We start from the raw sequence: 20,403 nt of genomic DNA, 5'->3' as shown, positions 1-20,403 counted from the left end.
GGTTTAATATTATGAATCAATAATTGATTACTTTTTGTACATAATCTATTGAAAGGTCTTTCATCATAAAATCAATCATTCGCGATATCATAGCAGCGGCTTCTTCTCTTGTCAATGTATCATTGGCATTGATATTTCCGTTGCCATCACCTTCTAATAGACCTATCTCATTCGCAACGTATATATCTCTTTTAGCCCATGAAGGTATGCTACTATCATCTCTAAATCCAGTATTAAAATATCCAGAAGGTGCTAGATTTGAAAGGCCTAGTGCTCTTACAAAAATTACTGCTGCTTCAGCTCTCGTAAGAGCTTTATCAGGGCTAAATTGGTTTGGGGCTGTTCCTGATATCAATCCTGCCTGGTTTGCAGCTTTTATATACCCGTAATCACTGTCTGTGGTAGAGACATCTATAAACGGTGATATTTCATTTGTCTTATTTTTTGTATATCCTATTGTCTTTGGAGCTGTGTATGGTGCTAAATTTATCGCCTTTGCTACTGCCACCGTAAAATCAGACCTTGTAATAGGAAGTTTCGGGCCAAAGTACTTTGATGTATTAGGGAAAATCTCCATGCTCATAAGTTTCAATATGTCATCATATCCCCATGTACCGTTTATGTCGTTAACATTTGGTACAACCAGCCTTTTCTCCTGTGGTACTTCATCTAAACTAGCACTGCTTGAGCCTGTATTTCTGCCTATTACATTTCCACTGCTATCAAATTCAGGTAAATCATAAGAGTACTTCATCACATCCTGTCCTGTTTGACTTAAAAGGTATCCGCCTCTGAAGCTTATGTAGTTAGGATCATTTGCAACATATTCTAAGTCAGAATTTACTGTAAATGATACATCCACATCAGCAGTTCCGCTCCATGATATATTTGTATTGTCAGCTACCGTATTACCTGTTATTATGTAATTAATCTGCTGTGTTTTAACATTGCCATAAGCATGATCAAATCCAACTGTTTTATCTGTAATCTCTACAATAATGGTACCTTTGCTATTGTTTAAAGTATAAACTTTCCTTCCTGCGAAATTGCCAGCAAAGTAATTTACACCAGGATTTAAAGATTTAATGTCAGAACCGTTGAATTCATACGATGACAGCTTGTATATATTTCCACCTTCTGTAATGGTCTCTGAATACCTGCTTAAAGTTGTCTTTGACTGAATTTGGTTGTACTGGTCCTTTGGCGTCTCAACAGTAGAAAATGTGAGAGTACGCGTCAGCTTACCACCATCGCTTGATGTCAATTGATACCTGTATGTAGCAGTTGTCGTACCAGATCTTGTAGACGTTGATACAGTAAGTTTACCATCAAAGACGACAGGGCTACCTGTTAGAAAGACTACTTCTTTATATTCATATTCATTTGCAATCCCGCCTTCATAACCTGCATCATTGGCAAAAGCATAAGCAGGAATCAAAATGGATATAAAAAGTGCAAGAATTAAAATCATCTTTTTCACCATACATCTCTCCTTTTACTGCTGGACTGTTATCACAATTCCCAAAGCACCATCTCTTATTATATAAAGATTATCTCCGCTCTTTAAATCATTTGCTGATACTACCTTGTTGTTTTTCACTATGACTGCTTTAGTAGCGTCGATAGAATCCAGTGATGTATTAAGCTCCCATTTATTATTAAGTTCATTCCAATCCATAACATTGTCAATAGTCAAGACATTTCCGCTGCTACTACTTAATACAGCCTTGCTTACCCTGTCAGTGCTGCTAAGAGGCCTTATATTTACTGCTATGGCATTGCTGTCACTAGCTACAATATATACCGAACTATAATTAGCAGCTCTGTACTTCTGTTTCAAGAACTCATCATATGGTACATTTACAGGACTAGTTCCAGTATTATCAACAATATAAGTTTTATCACCAACGTAGAAAGTTTCATCGCCGTTTGCTACCCACTCATTATTGTTTAATGATTCATCACCGTATTCATTTCCACTATAGTAATAATAATTGCCTACTGTTATTGAATCTGCTGTAACATTAATAATTTTCCCTTTTGCATAATAGTATCCAGATGGGGCATTTGCATCTAATATTGATATAAAGTTTGCTGCGCCACCTCTTGAAAATGAAACATACGCCTGACTGGCTTTTGACAACTGGCTTTTTGGCACCAAAAGCCCATTATCTAATATAATTGTACCATCATTTACGTTTACCTGTCGATTGTCATTTTCGTTATCAAACGTTACTAACATGATGTTTCCATCGTACGTAATGTCACCAACATAGCTCATATTAAATCCGCTTTGTATTGATACAAGTGTTGCAGTTTCAATACCATAATGATTTTCTAACATTATGTAAGCATCATAACCTTTATATTTGCTAATATCACTTACAGGTATTTTGCTGCCATCTAAATAGACGGAAGCACCATCTAAACTATACATAGCATAACTTGATGTGGCATTCCACTGTCCTTGCCTGTACATTTCAACATCATTAAGCTGTACCTTAGGATTAAAACCAGACACACCAGCAATGCTACCCCTTATTACAGCAACAGGCTTATTATAATCATCCTCCAAGAATATTTCATCAGGCATTTTAGTATTTATACTGCTGAAATAAAGCTTTATATACTCTCCTACTTTTAAATCGCTGGCACTTATGGATACACCCGTCCCCACAACAGGCATATCAACATTTACCGTATACGTACTTCCATTATCCAACGTTATTGAAACTTGGCTATTATCTGTCTCTATATCGACTATCTTTCCGCTGTCTTGCCTATCTCCAAGGCTAACCTGACCATTTCCACTTAAATCAGTGTAAACTACATCTATTCTCGTTGCTGTGCTACCATAAACAGTGACTTTCGCTGTCTCACCATACTTCAAGTCACTGATGGAAGCATCAACTGAATTCATCGTAACCTGTGTATTATTATTGTAGTATATTACATAACTATTTCCACTGTCGTCTACAAGCCGAAAGCTTCCTTGCCATATAGAATCAATTGTACCGCTTATGGTTTTTATGCTGCCATTAGCAGTTTCCGCAAAGATAACATTGCTTCCATTTGTGTAATACGTTAATCTATCTCCGTTTGAAATGAGTGATGATAATCCAGCCTTTCCATTTTTTAAAACAGCAAAATCATAATTTGCACTTTGTGAGTTTTCGGCAACTAATGCAACATCTTGTCCACTGTCATTTTTGATTTCATAAGTATATCTTGTTCCGCCGTTTACACTGTCTTTTTGTATTCTTTCAACATAGCCCATATCTTTCGTGTATCCCATCATCGTATATGCCACATTAAAAGCTCTGCTTAATACGGCTGCCATCTGCTCCCTTGTAATGCTGTCATTGGGACCGAAATAACCATTGTTGTATCCAGACATTATGGAGGATTCTATTGTAGCTTCAATGTAAGGCAATTTGTCAGCATCAAAAAGACCGCTGTCTTTATATGAATAAACGTATTGTGCGTCTTTTCCATAAACAGGCGATAAATTTATACCCTTCGCGATCCAATTAGCAACTTCCTGCCTTGTGGCATACTGCGTAAAATCTAAAGACTGATCCTGCTTTGATAAAAGTCCTGTGTTTTTGGCAACGGTTATCACACCTTGTGCCCAGCTATCTATCGCACCATTTGAACTAGTTCCCGCTGTAGGATTTGAATTGCGACTAGTCTGGGCCAATTGGACATCTTTTTCCTTTCCCATCAGTCTAAGTATCATAGCAAGAGCTTCTTCTCTTTTTAACTTGTTTGAAGGATAATAAAGTCCATTTCCATTGCCTCGTATTACAGACAATGCTGTCATTCTCATTATATCGTTTCGTGCAAAACTACTTCCAATATCAGTATATGACATATTTAAAAATACGGCTGATGCATTGCTTACCCCAGAATACATTGTTGAACCCGATGCAATACTGCTAAATGACGTAAAAATGAGTGAAAGTATTAAAAATGATACTATGTTGATTTTCTTCATTGTACATACCTCTTTATAAATTAGAATTTATAACCGCATATCTACCTGTATATAATACGTATGCCGATGCATAGTGCAGGACAGAGTCTACATACTGGTAGTACGTTGAGCTGCCGTCAAAATTTTTAATAGACAGTGTATTATTTTTTCCTACTCTATTGCTGTAGTAATTCATCTCAATATTTACAGCTTGCCTAAAGTTACTCATAGGACTAATGCTGCTACCATTTATTTCATCATAGCTTATCTGGTATACATCCGAAACGATATTGCCGGACTTTCCAAGTTTTTTGTTTAAATCATCTATTGACTTACCATCAAGTAATTTAACAGTAATTCTATCAATATCAGAAGTCAAATTAAGAGCCTGTGATGTAAAATCCATGCTGAAGCTGGGGGTCATAAGGCTTATCTTGACATTTTTACCATTAAAACTTTTTGGCACATTTAAAATCCAAGTATCTGTATTTTTGTACTTGTAATCTGTCAAATCTATTTGGTATGTGCTTTTACTTGCCGCATCATCTCCAAGTGTTATATAAACTACGTTACCTGATATATTCGTAGTTGTATTGCCTATCTCATCTGGCACACCAGTATCGTACTCAGAGTTGTCAGATGAATCCGTACAAGCACTATCGCTGGCTGTAAATTGGCTGTTTCCTTTATCATTGATAGCTCTCATTTTAAAATCATAAATTGTATCTGGACTTAGCCCATCCACATAGTACTCCAGTTTATCTGTTGATGCGATAAAAGAATAATTATCATCACTACGTTTTTTACCGTATATTTCATAAAGCTTTGCACCATTTACGGCACTCCAATGTAAATATATTGTATGATCATTTCCTGGAATTCTATCAGCATAAAACCCAGATGGATTGTCTGGGACTGTCTGAATATATGTAAATCCACCTGACAGCACCACATCAGCATAGTCAGGATTTAAAATTCTGACGTCTACTTTCCCTGCAGCATGCTGTGGGGTAATAACTGTTATTGTCTTATAATTATTAACAGTTACAGACGGCGCTATTGCATCTCCAAAATAAACTACGAGGCCACTTTTAAAATTATCTCCCACAATTGTTACAGTATCTCCTCCTCTGGTAGAACCAGTATTAGGAGTTATAGAAGTTATAACAGGGTTTGCCCCAGTCTTCACGTACGTAAATGCACCTTGCAATACAGCACTTGCTCCGTCATCTACATTGTAAACTGTAACGTCTATGGGCACATTTAGTAAACTCGGATCCCATGACGGTGTTTTAACTACTATTTCTGTGTCTGTATTTGATACAATTGTAGCTTTATTCCCTTCAAAATAAACTTCTACATTGCTTCTGAAATCACTTCCAGTGATTGTAACAGTAGTTCCTCCGTCTATGCTTCCCTTCGACGGATCAACACTTGTAATGACAGGGTTTGACACAGGTGATACATACTCAATATCCGACATTGCAGTACCACCATCAGGATTTACTATCTTTAAAGTCTTTTTGCCTATATCATTACTTAAAGGTGCTACAAACTTTATTTCACTACTGCTTACAACAGTGACATTTGTCACTTCCACATCATCTATGTAGACTTTAGAACCAGGCCTTACCAGCGTACCACCTTCGTATATAGGCACAGCAAAATTTGAACCTAATACGATGACATGTGTAGTACCATTCACATTTACCTTTGGTGGCACAATGCTATTTATTACAGGTTTAGATTGAATATATGTAAACCCATTGTCCAAATATCCTATGCCTGTATCATAATTTACAACAGAAACTCTTACAGGCCCCGGTACATTAGGAGGCGTCACAACCTTCAATGTGCCATAATCTACGTATATTACCTTTGTGGCTTTCACATTCCCAAAGTACACATCAGGTCCTATAGGATTTCCATCACTGTCTTTTAAGATATTTCCATTTTGATCCTTTGCAAGCCTGAAATCTTGTCCTATTATTGTAACAGTATCACCACCGTAAGTAGAACCTGTATTTGGTTCTATTTTTGTTATTACAGGTATGCTGTTTGGCACAACATATGTAAAGCCATCCTCCCCATCATGAAGACCATAAGTGTAGTTGCCACCATCGTAATTTATAACAGTAACATATGTCTTGCCTGGATTTCCTGGCGGTGTCATTGCCTGTATGGTACTACCATCGGAGCTTACTGTTATATTTGTAGCAAGTTTTCCACCGATATACACTTCCGCTCCTCTTCTAAAATCGCTTCCAGTTATAGTTATTGCTGTGCCGCCATTTACAGTCCCTTTATCAGGTGTTATGGCCGTTATAACAGGATTTGATTCAGGAACAAGGTAGTGAAATTTCTGCGGAGACTTTGCTGTGGCTGTATCAGGGTTTACTACGGTTATATCGTAAAGTCCAGCATACTGTAAATCGGGTACAACTGCTGTTATAGTATTCTCATCAATTACGTACACATCATCCATGACTGTATTACCTATATAAACCTTAGCCCCATCGCTATCTCCAATCTTCCTTGAAAAATCACTGCCAAATATGTAAACAAGTGTTCCTTTGCCGCCATAATCAGGCGAAATACTGGTGATTTTGGGTTTCGTCTCAACAAGCAGGTACTCAAAACCGTCAGTTAAGGATGCCGTACCACCATCAGATGGATTTATCACTTGCACAATCTTTTTACCTAAAGTCCCGGCAGGTGTTACTGCATTAATTACAGTATTTCCCGATGTGACGCTTGTCACATTAGCCTGCACACCATCAATCGTTACAATACTTCCACTTTCAAAGTTACTACCTATTATAGTTATCTGTGTGCCACCTTTTGTTGGACCTTTATTTGGATTTACAGACGTTATTGTAGGTGTCTTCTGTGTATCTTTTATTTCAAATCCATTTTTAAGTGTAACAGTACCGCCTTCTGTGCCATTCTGACCATCGTAGTTTGTTATTGTTATATCCTGCCAGCCTACAGGATAAGGATTTGAGGTTACAGGAACCATTGCCTTTATCTGTGTTCCAATATTTAACTTTTTACCGTCTATAATATTTCCGCTATTATCCTGTACACTTATAACTTCAAGATTTATATTCCCTATTGTAACTGTCGGGTATGAAGGCACATATACTCCATTCTGTACCGTCTGACCTACGTAAAAATCCGTTCCTGTAATTGTTATTAGATTCCCACCATATTTTGAACCAAAATTCGTAAATACACTTGTGATTGTAGGTGCTGTATAGTAGTAGTACCCATTTGTCATAGTTGTAAATCCACGGTTTTGATCCGCATCCTTGTTGACAACTTTCACATCAACATAACCCAGCACGCTGCTTTTTGGAGTTATTACTGTCACTATCGACCTGTTGCTGGAATCAATAGTCAGATCTTTTACTGTGGCTAAAGCGCCGCCAAAATAGATACTGACACCAGGCCTTATGTCAAAACCCTGTATTGTGACAGTATCTCCGCCCGCCCTGCTTCCGCTGTTGGGAGATATGCTTAAAATCTCCGGATTTGAAGGGAGCGGATTGTAAGTATATTTTTTTGGTGGTGAACTTTGCTCAGAGTACTGCATAACAACATTTCCGTCCGAATCCATAATTGTTGTTTCAACTGTTACAACAACATCAACAGGCATAGGCTGCCCTGGTGGATTTAAAGTAATACTAGGAGAAGATACCTTCAAAATTTCTTGACCTTCCGACGGCACAGAAATACTTTCAATCCTTGCTTTGTTTCCTCCAAAAGTTACATACAGTTTTCTTTCTCTTGTTCCTGTGGCATTTTGCCCAGTTACAGGATCAGTATATGTATAATTGCTGTTGACATAAGTTATTTCAGTGCTATCGGGATTAGCAGTATAAGTAGAAGGATCATCCTTCTTTTGAAAATTGTATCCCCAAATTGTCACATCTGTACTGCCATTTTCATAACCGCTGTAAGGATTCATATCTATAGCAACTAGACTGTCTTCAACAGCTAAATAGAAATAGCCGTTTTCTTTTGTTACAGTATAACCTGTAATTGGATCAACTATATCTACATTCACAGGCCCTGATTTTGAATAAGGTGGTGTTGTAACTTGTATTGCATCCATATTGTCTGTAAGTCCCGGCAAACTAACCATTTGAACATTTTGCCCTTGAACTCCACCAAATTTCACTACAAGATCCTGCCTCAAATTTTGACCGACTATGATGACTTTCGTACCGCCAGATACTGTGCCTGCATTAGGTGTTATGCTGTCAATAGTTATAATAGAGGGTGTCGGTATGATTTTTAGCGCATTCACCAGCGTGACAGTTGAACCATCATCTGCAACTATATCTATATTTTGATATGGAAGTGTAGTATCTTTTGGTGCAGGTACTTTTACAGTCATCTCTGTATCGCTTACCACTGTAACATCGCTGCTATTTACAAGGTTTTCTCCCACGTAAACCCTCATGCCACTTCCAAGTGTCGAAAAGCCATGACCATATATTGTTATCGTATCACCTACTATCGCAGTATATTTTGATAAACTTGTTATGTCCTGATTAACCGCTGATAGATTTGTGCTGTAAGTTTTTGATTGACCACCGTATATATTTGTCACGTATATATTGTAAGTTGTGCCAGGATCAATCCTTATGCTGGAAGGTATGTCTGAAATTAAGACAGATCCGCTTTGTGACACCACATTTGATGTCTCACCGTTTATATTGCCTAAAGCTATATCGCTTAAATTACTGCCTTCCATTCTTATAAATGATTGAGGCTGTGATATCCCTGTCACATTTCCACTGCTGTCCCTTGTCACAGTCTTATAATTATCTAAAGCTGCACTTTTTATATCAGGATTATCGAGATATGTAAATCCATTTGGAATTGCAGCACTTTGTCCATCGCTTCTATGTACTATAATCATATATGGCTTGTTTAGCATAAGCCCTGTAGTATCCATTGTAGGAACTTTTGCATATATTTTGCTTTCATTAACGCTTAGTATCGTAAGTTTCGTGCTGTCAGATATAGAATCAATGTAGGCCGCATCTACTTGTGATGTCATATTTCCTGAACTGTCAAATGTCATAAAAGCACTGCCGTCAATCTCTATATCTGTTGAAGAGTTGTAAGGCCCTTTTGCAGGCGATGCCATCGTCCCGTCATAACGCAATGACTTGACAGAAGTTATATTAGGGGCATTTGACGCATAAGCTTTCGACATATTTCCTGGGAAAAATGAAACCAATATGACAAATATCAACAACAGTGACAAATATCTTCTCACTCTCTACACCCTCTTTAGTCTATAAATATATTTTATATATAATAAGCATTAGCTTTTATGAATCAAAGTAAAAATTTCGATATTACAGCCAAAAATAATCTACCTCATTTTTTATATCGGCATTTTGCTTATCAATTTTAAGCAAATAAGCAAAAAAAAACGCTGCAAAAAATGCAGCACACCATATTGGGTTGGGGGTGCAGAATATAAATTAATTATGGGGAAAAGGGGAATCATTCTTACAAATTTTATTATATTACATTAAAATGTCAAAATAAATAGGACTTAAGACCTAAATTACCAAAATTTTATCAAGTATTTGTAATATTTTTCTTCTAAATACCTTGTTTTCAGCATTTTAATTCCGATGGATAAAAAATTATTTTTCGACAAAATATAATAGTATACTGCAAAATTTTTAAAATTTTCAATATAATGATTAACTAAGGAGGCATTCAAATGTCGATACTTGAAATAAACATCGTCCCTGTAGGAACCGGCAGCGCTTCATATTCAAGCTTCGTTCAAGATGCCATAAATCTTTTAAACAAAAGAGGACTAAAGTACACCGTAACACCTACATCTACAGTTATTGAAGGAAACACGCCAGAGCTTATGAAAGTAGCCGAAGAAATACACAATATTCCTTTTCAAGACGGCGCAATGAGAGTCGTAACAAATATCATGATTGATGAAAGACGGGATAAACCAGATAATATGGAAAAGAGGGTTAATGAAGTTTGTCAATAGCCAGAATAAGCGCAAAAGCGCTTATTCTATCTTTGTTATAGCTTTTGTCAGCTCATTTATGGAATTTGTAAGACTGTCTAATTTGCCTTCAATTCTAACCAAAAGGTAAATGCTTACTACTATTGGAAACCCCAGATTTGCGATGCCTGTAAATATCTCACTCATATCGATCCTCCTTTACATATTTACAACACCACACTTACATAAATTCTCATGGATCCGAATCTATCAAGACTATGGTATTGCACGGATAAATACTGAAAGCGGGGATGCCCCCGCCATCTTACTTGACTGTAAATTCTTTTTCTGTTGTGGATATAAGGCTGGCACTAACTGCTTCTACCAGCTCACCGCCGTTTGTGTCAAATATGTTTTTTGAGATTATAGTATCCATCGCTGTTTTTACTTGATCATCTGTCAATGTTTCAAGGGCATTATCCACATTGATTCTAAAATTGCTGCCAAGCTTATTTTTAAAATTCATCTGAAGTTGAACTGCCACACTAATACCTCCTTTCTTTCCCAATTAGTTTAGATTATTACTCCTGTGCTAGATCAACTTGATTTATGCGTGTCACAGATTTTACAGGATATGTTTGAAGTCCACTTAAAATTGCAGCTACGTCCATAACATCCTGATCTAAAGCTGAACTTTTGATATTGTTGTAAGTCCTGCTTCTTACGATGTCAACACCTCTTTCGTCTTTCCCAGTAATGTATGATATTGAAAGCCTTGAGCCCTGCGGAGTTGATATAACAGCCATCTTGACACCTCCTTTTTAATTTTTACACTTATAATATAGAAAAAGATTAAAAATCTTACCCATAAAAAAGCAGGAAATTATCTTAAAAGATAAAATCCTGCTTTTTAGGTAATATACCCTATTTCGCTAGCTCATATATGGCACGGGCATAAATTTTAGCATTTAAAATGAGGTCATCTATTTCAATATACTCATTTGCTTGATGATCAAGATCAGGTTTCCCTGGAAAAATCGGTCCAAAAGCCACCATATTTTTCATTTCTTTTGCATATGTCCCACCGCCTATTGAAAGAGGCTCATCTTTTCTTCCTGTCACATCTTCATAAACCTTCATAAGAGTTCTTATGAGAAAATGGCCCTTTGGAAAATAAAGTGGCGGCTGATGCATCATATTTTCAACCCTCATGCTGTATTCTCCTATTTTCTCATTAAATGGATTCATCATGTCTTCGTATTTAAATGTAACCGGATACCTTATATTTAGTCCGATGGCGCCTTTCTCCTCATTTAAATTAATTGTGCCGACATTAAATGAAAGCTCTCCTGTGTCATCTTTTAAATTTATTCCAAATGTCTTGCCATTTGTTTCGAGCCCTACATTTTTCGCAAAAAAGTCTATAAATTTCTTCACATCATCCTCTTGCTGATAAATAACATTTAAAAACAATATAAGCTGCATTATGGCATTCCTGCCAAGATGGGGAAGACTTCCATGTGCAGACACTCCGCGAGATTTGATGACAAGCATGTCATTTTCAATACCGCAATCTAAATCAAAGCCTGTCACATCTCTAAATCTTTTTACTTCATCTGGAATACTTTCTCTTCGCTTTTCGTCTTTTACAATTAGCCCACATTCACAATAGTCAGGAACCATGTTTGGCCTGTTACCGCCTTTTATGTACTTTATAACAATACTATCTGATTTTTTATCAAAATCTTTTACGACCTCAAACATAGTTATACCCTTTTCTGCGTATATAACTGGATAATTTGCATCTGGAGTAAAACCTATTGTAGGTGCTTCATCATGCTTTAGATAGTATTCTATCTCTCTTGAACCCGTTTCTTCATTTGTGCCAAACAATATCCTTACTCTCTTACTTAATTTAAGACCGGAATCTTTGATCGCCTTTAAAGCGTAAAGAGAAGCCATAATTGGGCCCTTATCATCTGTTGCTCCCCTGCCGTATATTTTCCCATCGTGTATTTCAGCACCATATGGAGGATAATCCCATCCATCACCTTCCGGGACAACGTCTAAATGTCCAAGAACTCCTACCATTTCATCTCCTTCACCGTACTCAGCATAGCCCACATATCCATCGACATTTTTCGTCTTAAATCCAAGGCTATCGGCAATCATGAGAGCTTTCTCTAAGGCTTTTCCTGGTCCTTCCCCATACGGCATACCAGGCTTCGGCTCTCCTTCAGTGCTCTTTATTTTAATAATCTCCTGTGTAGACTTCACCAACTCATCTTTTAAAATATCTACATACTGATCTAATATCATAAAAAGTCCTCCTACCACAATATTCTAATACCATTATAGTCTCTTTTTCTTACGAAATAAAGCAACAAAGACAGCATTCACCTTGGTAAAAAAATGAATGAGCTTTCTTTTGTAATAATTTCATTTTCACTTAATGTAAATATGCAATAATTTGTTCAAAGTACTTTCCTCTCTCTTTTTTATTATTAACAGTACCCACAACACTATCCTTTAAAAATAAAATATCTTTGCCAGTCCTAACTTTATAATGAAGGCAGGCTTTATACAGCATTTCTCTCTGGCTTTTTGTAAGCTTCAAATTATAAGATATTTCGTCTATCAAGCCCAATTCATCTTTTCTAAATATCTCATTTTCGTTTTTCATAAAGCCTTGAGCCCTTTTTATGAACACATCGATTTTATCTAAATTTTTCTCAATAAAGGATGAAACCATATTTTTATCAACAATATCAACACCTATCCTGTCAGAAACTATTTTAATCAAAAATATCTTGTGCTGTTCTACGTACTTCGATGCTGAAATGTAAAAACCGCTGGATTCCATATCACACAAAGCTTCTTCTAACTCACTCTCATCTTCTACTGGTCTATCAAAAGTTTCAATAGAATTCTCATAAAATTCATGTTTCAGCAGTACATCTGTATAGTAATCTTTCCCTGTAGAAGCATCCTTTATCTTATTTATAAGATATGGAGTACCAATTTGTACATCATCTTTTGCACCACATATACCTATGTTTATTACAATATCCTCATCAAAAAGAAGATTTTTGGATAAAATATGAGACGTAGCTGCAGCACAGGCGATTTTGCCAACACCGGTTATTATTAATGTCATATTATCGCTTTTAAAAATTTGATAAAATCTATCATCCATGTCTTTTTTTAAGTCATAATATTCTATAATAGGCTTTGCCTCAACATACAAAGATACAGCCATGTAAACCATAATTTAGTACATCTCCTTTTTTTGTAAGCTTCATGGAAAAATGCTTATAATATTATAATTCTTTTACGATGACTGCACAAATAAATTTTTATTTTATGTTATAATAAATATAGAAGCAATAAAAGTCAGGTGTCAATGGTAAAGAAAAAGGCGGGAAGTGCATTCCCGTCTTTTTCTTTTTCTGCAAATGTAAAATGTTTGTACTGTTTCCAAATACAATATCTTCCTTTAAAAAAAAGAAAGTGTACATAAGTACACTACGTTTTAATCAACTCTATATATAATTGCACCTAGATTTTTTAGCTTTTCCTCTATATTTACATAACCTCTATCTATATGATGCACATCATTAATAATCGTCTTTCCATCTGCTATGAGTCCTGCCAAAATCAGTGCAGCTCCAGCTCGTAAATCTGTAGCTTTAACCTCCGCACCTGACAAATGATCGATTCCTGTTACTACTGCAGTTCTTCCTTCAATCTTTATATCTGCTCCCATCCTCTTTAATTCGTCCACATGCATAAATCTATTTTCAAAGACCGTCTCTATAATTACACTCGTTCCTTTCGCCCCAGCCATCATTGCCATCATCTGCGCCTGCATATCTGTTGGAAATCCTGGATATGGAAGCGTCTTTACATCAACAGCCTTATAATTCCTCTTCCCTTTAACTCTCACACCTGTACCTTCCTCAAATACATCAATACCGCATTCAGTTAGTTTAGCAATAATAGGTTTTATATGATCTACTATGACATTTTCTATAAGTACATCACCACCTGTCATGGCTGCTGCAACCATATACGTGCCAGCTTCGATTCTGTCAGGTATAACTGTATGTTCTGTTCCTTTTAGTTCTTTTACACCTTCAATCCTTATTGTATCTGTACCAGCACCTTTTATATTTGCTCCCATCTTATTTAAGAAATTGGCAAGGTCTACTACTTCAGGCTCTTCTGCTGCATTTTCTATCGTCGTAATACCGTCAGCAAATACAGCAGCCATCATGATATTTTCCGTGGCACCAACGCTGGGAAAATCTAAATACACCTTTTTACCTACAAGCTTTTTGGCTCTTGCTTCTACATATCCATGCCCTATATCTATTTGAGCCCCGAGAGTTTGAAATCCTTTTAAGTGTAAATCAATCGGCCTTGTTCCTATTGCACATCCACCAGGCAGTGATATCTTTGCATGGCCTAGTCTTGCTAGGATGGGACCCATCACAAGAAAAGATGCTCTCATCCTTTTTACTAGTTCGTAAGGTGCCTCCACATCTTTTAAATTGACATTTATCTTTAATTTTCCGTCCTTAAAGGTACAATTGGCACCAAGAAATTTTATAAGTTCTATCATGACATTTACATCTTTAAGCCCTGGCACATCGTCTATAAACACCTCTCCATATGACAATAGCGATGCTGCAATGATTGGCAAAACAGAATTTTTCGCGCCACTTATCTTTACTGTACCTCTTAAAGCAGGACTATTCTCAACGATGATCTTCGTGTATACCACCCTCTAATGTTAATATTCTATTGCTATTATTGGTGTCGCAATCCAAATATAAGTTTTGTCATCAAAACTACTGTATCTTAATGCTACGTTTAAATTTATTTTTTCACTTCCCATCTCAATATATTCCTTAATTTTATTTGTGTGAGCAGAAACACTGACTAAATTTTCATCGTTTAAACCTTCCACTTTGACAGCGTTCGTGTCTTTCATCACTTCTTCTAATATACTACTAATCTTATCCTTATTCAACAGTCCTTTGTATGCACCTACAAGACATGTAGCAATTTCTGGCGTAAGGCTTAATTTGGAATACGCCTTTATAATTTTTTCGTTTTCACCAATCACGTCCTTATTGCCTTTCAACAAATATTCATCTATCAAAATATATGTTTCATCTGCTACATCATTTTTGACGCTTTGTACCACAATTGATATTTTTTTATTGCCTTCATCATATTCTGCATCACATTGTCTAAAATTAGCTTGATTTAATTTTGACACTTTTATTTTTTTATCGTCAATTCCCATTGATTTTATAATTTTTTCTACAATCATATTCATTTCACTTATAGACGTAAATTTTGAGTTCAACTTTGACCATGCATTAATGTTGGCATATTCATAAGATGCTCCACTTTTTTCAAAGCTATTTTCCAAAACAGCAATATCATTGCTTTTTGCTGAAAAAGCATCCATTTGAGAATTTAGCATAACAAACACGATTAATGTTGTTACAATAATCAATGATAACTTATTAAACATATTTATTCCTCCAGAATTATAGTAAATAAAAAGTGGGCGGTATTATACGGTAAATTCACAAGGGGGATAATAAATTTACCATATCTTCCGCCCAACCTATTATAATTATTGACCATTTTTAATTTTTTATACATGATGCTAGGAATAATCATATTGTTTCATTAATAAAAAAGCATCAAATATAAATACATTTTGGAGGAATTAATCTATAAAAAAGGCGGATTAGTGATCCACCTTAAAGACTATTTGTCTTGGTATCCCCATATAGTTCTTTCCAATCTTTTATAAATTGATTGACACTTTCAACTGTAGAAGGATGATATACCATATGTTCTAAAATATCATAGCTTATTGTGACACTATCTGACCCAGCTAAAAATGCTTTTTTCACTTGATCAACGTTTTTAAAGCTTGCTGCTAATATCTTAGTATCTAAACCAAACATTTTATACATTTTTGCTATCTCACTAACTACATCAATACCACTTGATGATATATTATCTATTCTGTTTATATACGGTGCAACAAACTTTGCTCCAGCTTTTGCTGCAATTATGGCCTGCTGCGATGTAAAAACAGCGGTTGCTGTTACTTTAATATTTTTTTCGCTTAAATATTTCATCGCTTTTATTCCCTCAGGCATTACCGGTATTTTTATATATACATTCCCACCAATATTTTCGCTAATATAGTAAGCCTCATCTATTATATCTTGATATTTCGTTCCTACTATCTGGACATGAATCATTCTTTCATTACCTATCAATGATTTTATTTCCTTTATATGATTTAAAAAATGTTTCTTCTCTTTAACTAATATGGTGGGATTTGTAGTTACTCCATCAATAGGATATAAATCAATAGCATTACATATTTCATCCAAATTTGCTGTATCTAATAATACCATCAATATAATCAACCCCTCATATATTAAACTATCTTCCTTATAATTATAATATCACCAATATTAATCTTTGGTATCTCTTTGTCTTCAACATAGAGACTACCTGGCAATTCAGCTTCTGTACTACCATCAAATTTTAAGCATATATGACCAAGAGCTTTTAAATTCTTATTTACCAAATCACCTACGGCAGTTATTTTAAATTCTTTTTCATTGATTCTAAGAATATCTCCTTCTTTTATTTCACCATACAGTTTATTTAAGCTATGAAGAATGCAATAATCTATTAATTCTGCGGGTGCATTATCTTTAAATAATATCAAAATTTTCTCATTATAAAAATCAAGAACATTTACTCCTATTTTTGTAACTTTTGTTTCGTAAATTTTGTTCATACTTTAATTTACCTCCTCGTATAATTATTTTCGTAGACAATAAATTTGTCTCACATCTTAAAATTTAATAAAGCACATTGATAATTGGAAATTACCTCTTTTTAAAATTATCATTTAGAAATCACATCTATTGCCATGTATCTAAAATATCAAATTAAGTACATGGCACAGGCCGCCACATCTTTTATTTTACGGCCTTTATGTTTACTTTTGAGATAACTTGTAGCATTATTATACTGTAAAGTTAATATGGGACAGGCTTTTGTCCTCCATGCGGTTTTTCCGCTCTTTAAAGTATGGTCCCTACACCAGATTTGCCTTTTCTCACGCGAAATCTGCTTTGTCGTATATAAACCCCTGGCAGCAGAGGATTCAGGTTTATATACTAATAGCTAATTGCGAGGTTGCTACATAATCTGGTTGCTAGGTTATCTCAAATTAACTTTCAATCTACACCATTACCTTTGAAAGGAGGTGCTATAGCTTTGAATAAACTTTTTCGTAGGCATGGATATAAGCTTGGATGATGTCAAGGTTCATATTCTCGACCAAGACGGTAATGATGCTTGCTCTCGTTTTTCTGTAGATAATAATCCTTCTGGTTGCGATATTTTAGTGTCTCATATCTTGAATTGTTGTAATAGATACAACATTCAGAAGGTTTTTATTGGTCTAGAATCTACTTCAGTCTATGGTTGGCATATTCAGTATTATTTAGCTGACCATACTTCCTTGAAGCCTTTTAATCCTTCTGTAACTACTTTTAATGCTAATACTGTCAAGGCTTTTAAAAAGTCTCTTGGTGATTTGCCTAAGAATGACTGGGTTGATGCTTTTGCTATTGCTGAAAAATTAAGGTTTGGAAGGCTTCCTAAATCTTGTCCTGTAGATTTTAGATACCTTGCTCTCCAAAGGCTTACCCGCCATCGCTTTCACATTGTTGATAGTATTGTCAGGGAGAAAAATTATTTCCTAAGTAATCTGTTTCTTAAATTTAGTGGCTTATGTCAGATTAAAGTTTTTAGTAATAATTTTGGTACGGCTGCTACTGAAATATTTAATGAGTTTTTAACTCTTGATGATATTGCGGCTCGACCGCTTGAAGATCTTATTGCCTTTTTAGTTGATAAAGGCAGAGACCATTTTAATGACCCTAATGCTACGGCTAAATTACTCCAAGATGCTGTACGCAAATCTTATAGAATCAACGCTAATGTAAATGACAGTATCTTGAAAAGCAGAAGAAAGCTTCTGAAAAGACCATTGCCAATGAAGTCAAAGGATTTAAGAATCAATTTCTTTGTCTTACTTCAGTAAATGGCATTGGTCCAACTATAGCAGCTGGCCTAATATCTGAGATAGGCGGAATATCAAGGTTTGATAATGATAATGCCCTAATTAACATATATTTCCATTGCTGTTTTTAGTGATGGTTAGCTTTGCTATGCTCTTTTTTAGCTATTTTTTTAAAGATTTTTTTTTAATTTTTTTAATCACCCCTTGACATATTACCGAAATACTATATTGGACGTAGGAGATTGGGTAAAACCAATCTCCTACATTTATTTTATTTTGCATATAAGCCAAAACTTGCAAGCCATGCTACAAAAACTGTTGTTGGTCCAGTCAAAAATCTGCTATAGAGAACTGATGGCACTCCAACTTCAACCGTCTCTGGCTCTGCTTCAGCTAGTCCTAAGCCTACAGGTATAAAGTCACATGCTGCTTGTGAATTAATAGCAAACAAAGCCGGTAAAGATAATTGTGGCGGTATATTGCCTTTTCCGATCTCTACACCAACTAATACACCTATTACTTGTGCAATAACTGCACCAGGTCCTAAAAAAGGTGATAAGAACGGAAATGAACATATGGCAGATATTAACAATAATCCTGGCAATGTTCCTGCTAAAGGAGTAAGTATATGTGCGAATGCGTTTCCTATCCCTGATTTAAGGATTATACCAATTAGCATACACACAAAAGCCATAAACGGCAAAATAGTCTTAAGAACAGTATCAATCGTATCTCTTCCTGCTTGATATAGAACACCTACAAGTGAACCCATTCCCTTTCCAATTCTCGCCATAACATTGCTTTTGTCAGTTTGTTCGCTTATTTTTTTTCTCGTATCATACTTTGTTCTATTAGCCGTAACTGCCGTTTCTTCTATCGAATTTTTTATTTCACTCTCTGCCTGCTCCACCAATTGTATATTTTCAGGTTTCACATCAGATACATATATATCAGCCTTTATATATTGTGAAAGTGGGCCACTAGGACCGGCTGGTGTTAAATTAATTGTTGGTATTCTTTTCTGTGGGTATATACCACATCTTAATGTACCACCACAATCTATTATGACACAAGCTATTTCATCATCTGGAACTCTGGTTTTAAAACCATCTACTAGTTCACATCCAGTTAAATCAGCTATTTTTTTCGCAACCGGAGAAATCACACCTCCAGTTATATTAACTACTTTATTCTTTTTTTCATTTGGTATGATAAATAAAGGCCCTCCAAATCCGCCATGACCAGCAGATATTTTAACAGCTTTATATTTACCCATTTAAAAGCCCTCCTTTATACATCAATTTGTGCTTTTAGCTTAACATTCTGCTGTTTTTCCACATATGCCGTTGTTATATCAGTTATCCAACCTCTAAAAAAGTTTGTAATTATCCCAACTAAAAAATATCTTACTGCAAGATCTGCTGTCGGTAAACCTAATTTTGTTATACCATTTGCTATACCCAGAAATACAAACAATTCACCAGGATTAATATGTGGAAATAAACCATTCATTGTGTGACACGAAAATGACGCTGCTGCATAATAACTAGGTTTATACTTTTCTGGTAAAAACTTTCCTAATGATAATGTCATAGGATTACAAAAGAAGAATGTTCCAATCACCGGCAAAACAAGATATCTAGTAAAAACATTAGCCGCAGATGCTTTTGCCAGTCTTTCTATCCTCTCTTGCCCAACAAATCTTATTATGGCATTAAACGCCACAAGAAGCATTATCAATGTAGGTACAATATTTGATACCATTCCTACAAACTGCTTTCCACCTTCCTGAAACAACCCAATAAACAATTTCGCTGCATTTGCTATAACATCCATAAACCTTCTCCTCCTTAATGTTTTAAATTAAAATATACTACGTTTACATGATTTTTATGGTTATCACCACCCCCTCAATTGAATTGTTTATAATTTTTTATTGCATCTTCAATGGCTTTAATAGTATATTTATCAAAGCCATTGAAATCTTTGTCACTAAGTTCTAACAGGCACTTATTATCTAACCCTTTTAGAGTCTTCATTCTTGCAAAAACAGATATGCCGTACATTCTTCTTATTTCTTTTATTCTGCAGTTATTGTCAAGCAACATCAAAATAATTGTTCCAGCTTTTAATTTTCCTTTTTCCTTCCCTATAACTACTTTTCCACGTTTTCTCATTTCGTTGAAATTATTATTAAAATCTTTAATTTGGATATAGCCTAATAAACTTTGTAATGTCCATGCAGCACCTAGCATTATCAACACTATCCACAACATTAATATC

Annotated in this window: 16 protein-coding genes and 1 pseudogene; 2 read left to right on the top strand and 15 right to left on the bottom strand. The window is 35.4% G+C overall.

Annotation, left to right across the window (positions count from 1 at the left end; genetic code table 11):
- Positions 1-16: 16 nt before the first annotated feature.
- The 3 genes from Q2T46_RS09800 to Q2T46_RS09790 are packed head-to-tail and all read right to left on the bottom strand — an operon-like array spanning position 17 to position 9,269.
- Positions 17-1,483, bottom strand: a complete 1,467-nt coding sequence (locus Q2T46_RS09800) for an S-layer homology domain-containing protein (protein ID WP_303265637.1) — start codon at positions 1,481-1,483, stop codon at positions 17-19.
- 12 nt (positions 1,484-1,495) lie between these two features.
- Positions 1,496-3,997 carry an S-layer homology domain-containing protein gene (locus Q2T46_RS09795; RefSeq protein WP_303265638.1) on the bottom strand — a complete coding sequence of 834 codons (2,502 nt, stop codon included), beginning with the start codon at positions 3,995-3,997 and terminating at the stop codon, positions 1,496-1,498.
- A gap of 13 nt (positions 3,998-4,010) precedes the next feature.
- Positions 4,011-9,269 (bottom strand): IPT/TIG domain-containing protein, encoded by a 5,259-nt coding sequence (locus Q2T46_RS09790; RefSeq protein WP_303265639.1) that lies wholly within the window; start codon positions 9,267-9,269, stop codon positions 4,011-4,013.
- A 459-nt stretch (positions 9,270-9,728) separates the two neighbouring features.
- On the opposite strand from Q2T46_RS09790, the gene Q2T46_RS09785 reads away from it, so the two are divergent.
- Entirely contained in the window at positions 9,729-10,019 is a 291-nt protein-coding gene (locus Q2T46_RS09785; protein ID WP_303265640.1) for an MTH1187 family thiamine-binding protein, read from the top strand.
- A gap of 21 nt (positions 10,020-10,040) precedes the next feature.
- On the opposite strand, the gene Q2T46_RS09780 is transcribed toward Q2T46_RS09785, so the two are convergent.
- The 9 genes from Q2T46_RS09780 to Q2T46_RS09740 form a co-directional block, all read right to left on the bottom strand.
- Positions 10,041-10,184: a YvrJ family protein gene (locus Q2T46_RS09780; protein WP_209454233.1), complete on the bottom strand. Its 144-nt coding sequence runs from the start codon at positions 10,182-10,184 to the stop codon at positions 10,041-10,043.
- A 118-nt stretch (positions 10,185-10,302) separates the two neighbouring features.
- Positions 10,303-10,521, bottom strand: a complete 219-nt coding sequence (locus Q2T46_RS09775) for a DUF2922 domain-containing protein (RefSeq protein WP_209453465.1) — start codon at positions 10,519-10,521, stop codon at positions 10,303-10,305.
- Between the two features lie 37 nt (positions 10,522-10,558).
- Entirely contained in the window at positions 10,559-10,783 is a 225-nt protein-coding gene (locus Q2T46_RS09770; protein ID WP_303265641.1) for a DUF1659 domain-containing protein, read from the bottom strand.
- A 118-nt stretch (positions 10,784-10,901) separates the two neighbouring features.
- On the bottom strand, positions 10,902-12,296 hold the full coding sequence (gene pepV / locus Q2T46_RS09765; RefSeq protein WP_303265642.1) for a dipeptidase PepV: 1,395 nt from the start codon (positions 12,294-12,296) through the stop codon (positions 10,902-10,904).
- Positions 12,297-12,426: 130 nt separating this feature from the next.
- On the bottom strand, positions 12,427-13,245 hold the full coding sequence (locus tag Q2T46_RS09760; protein WP_303265643.1) for a nucleoside phosphorylase: 819 nt from the start codon (positions 13,243-13,245) through the stop codon (positions 12,427-12,429).
- Between the two features lie 264 nt (positions 13,246-13,509).
- Positions 13,510-14,763, bottom strand: a complete 1,254-nt coding sequence (murA, locus tag Q2T46_RS09755; RefSeq protein WP_303265644.1) for a UDP-N-acetylglucosamine 1-carboxyvinyltransferase — start codon at positions 14,761-14,763, stop codon at positions 13,510-13,512.
- A gap of 9 nt (positions 14,764-14,772) precedes the next feature.
- A complete protein-coding gene (locus Q2T46_RS09750) occupies positions 14,773-15,525 on the bottom strand; it encodes a YwmB family TATA-box binding protein (RefSeq protein WP_303265645.1) in 753 nt (250 codons plus the stop codon).
- A 235-nt stretch (positions 15,526-15,760) separates the two neighbouring features.
- Complete coding sequence (locus Q2T46_RS09745; protein ID WP_399387099.1) at positions 15,761-16,435, bottom strand: fructose-6-phosphate aldolase; 675 nt, start codon at positions 16,433-16,435, stop codon at positions 15,761-15,763.
- Positions 16,436-16,455: 20 nt separating this feature from the next.
- The gene (locus tag Q2T46_RS09740; protein WP_303265646.1) at positions 16,456-16,824 is read right to left on the bottom strand and encodes a PTS glucitol/sorbitol transporter subunit IIA; all 369 of its coding nucleotides are present in this window, start codon (positions 16,822-16,824) and stop codon (positions 16,456-16,458) included.
- A gap of 507 nt (positions 16,825-17,331) precedes the next feature.
- Between Q2T46_RS09740 and Q2T46_RS09735 the strand changes: the two are divergent.
- A pseudogene (locus Q2T46_RS09735) lies at positions 17,332-18,221 on the top strand (transposase); the annotation flags it as partial.
- Between the two features lie 170 nt (positions 18,222-18,391).
- On the opposite strand, the gene Q2T46_RS09730 reads toward Q2T46_RS09735, so the two are convergent.
- From Q2T46_RS09730 to Q2T46_RS09720, 3 genes are all read right to left on the bottom strand, one after another.
- Entirely contained in the window at positions 18,392-19,396 is a 1,005-nt protein-coding gene (locus Q2T46_RS09730) for a PTS glucitol/sorbitol transporter subunit IIB (protein ID WP_303265647.1), read from the bottom strand.
- A gap of 14 nt (positions 19,397-19,410) precedes the next feature.
- Positions 19,411-19,956, bottom strand: coding sequence for a PTS glucitol/sorbitol transporter subunit IIC (locus Q2T46_RS09725; RefSeq protein WP_303265648.1), 546 nt, complete (start codon positions 19,954-19,956; stop codon positions 19,411-19,413).
- A 74-nt stretch (positions 19,957-20,030) separates the two neighbouring features.
- A complete protein-coding gene (locus Q2T46_RS09720) occupies positions 20,031-20,396 on the bottom strand; it encodes a transcriptional regulator GutM (protein WP_303265649.1) in 366 nt (121 codons plus the stop codon).
- Positions 20,397-20,403 lie beyond the last annotated feature (7 nt).

The organism is Thermoanaerobacterium sp. CMT5567-10, assembly GCF_030534315.2.
Lineage (GTDB): Bacteria > Bacillota > Thermoanaerobacteria > Thermoanaerobacterales > Thermoanaerobacteraceae > Thermoanaerobacterium.
The sequence above is the reverse complement of the archived record's forward strand: the minus strand, read 5'-3'. Positions and strand labels throughout refer to the sequence as shown.

Coding starts and splice junctions, on each gene's coding strand:
- Q2T46_RS09760 (WP_303265643.1), bottom strand. CDS start 13,245: ATGGTTTACATGGCTGTATCTTTGTATGTTGAGGCAAAGCCTATTATA.
- Q2T46_RS09720 (WP_303265649.1), bottom strand. CDS start 20,396: ATGTTGTGGATAGTGTTGATAATGCTAGGTGCTGCATGGACATTACAA.
- Q2T46_RS09740 (WP_303265646.1), bottom strand. CDS start 16,824: ATGAACAAAATTTACGAAACAAAAGTTACAAAAATAGGAGTAAATGTT.
- Q2T46_RS09800 (WP_303265637.1), bottom strand. CDS start 1,483: ATGGTGAAAAAGATGATTTTAATTCTTGCACTTTTTATATCCATTTTG.
- Q2T46_RS09730 (WP_303265647.1), bottom strand. CDS start 19,396: ATGGGTAAATATAAAGCTGTTAAAATATCTGCTGGTCATGGCGGATTT.
- Q2T46_RS09795 (WP_303265638.1), bottom strand. CDS start 3,997: ATGAAGAAAATCAACATAGTATCATTTTTAATACTTTCACTCATTTTT.
- Q2T46_RS09750 (WP_303265645.1), bottom strand. CDS start 15,525: ATGTTTAATAAGTTATCATTGATTATTGTAACAACATTAATCGTGTTT.
- Q2T46_RS09780 (WP_209454233.1), bottom strand. CDS start 10,184: ATGAGTGAGATATTTACAGGCATCGCAAATCTGGGGTTTCCAATAGTA.
- Q2T46_RS09785 (WP_303265640.1), top strand. CDS start 9,729: ATGTCGATACTTGAAATAAACATCGTCCCTGTAGGAACCGGCAGCGCT.
- pepV (WP_303265642.1), bottom strand. CDS start 12,296: ATGATATTAGATCAGTATGTAGATATTTTAAAAGATGAGTTGGTGAAG.
- Q2T46_RS09770 (WP_303265641.1), bottom strand. CDS start 10,783: ATGGCTGTTATATCAACTCCGCAGGGCTCAAGGCTTTCAATATCATAC.
- Q2T46_RS09725 (WP_303265648.1), bottom strand. CDS start 19,956: ATGGATGTTATAGCAAATGCAGCGAAATTGTTTATTGGGTTGTTTCAG.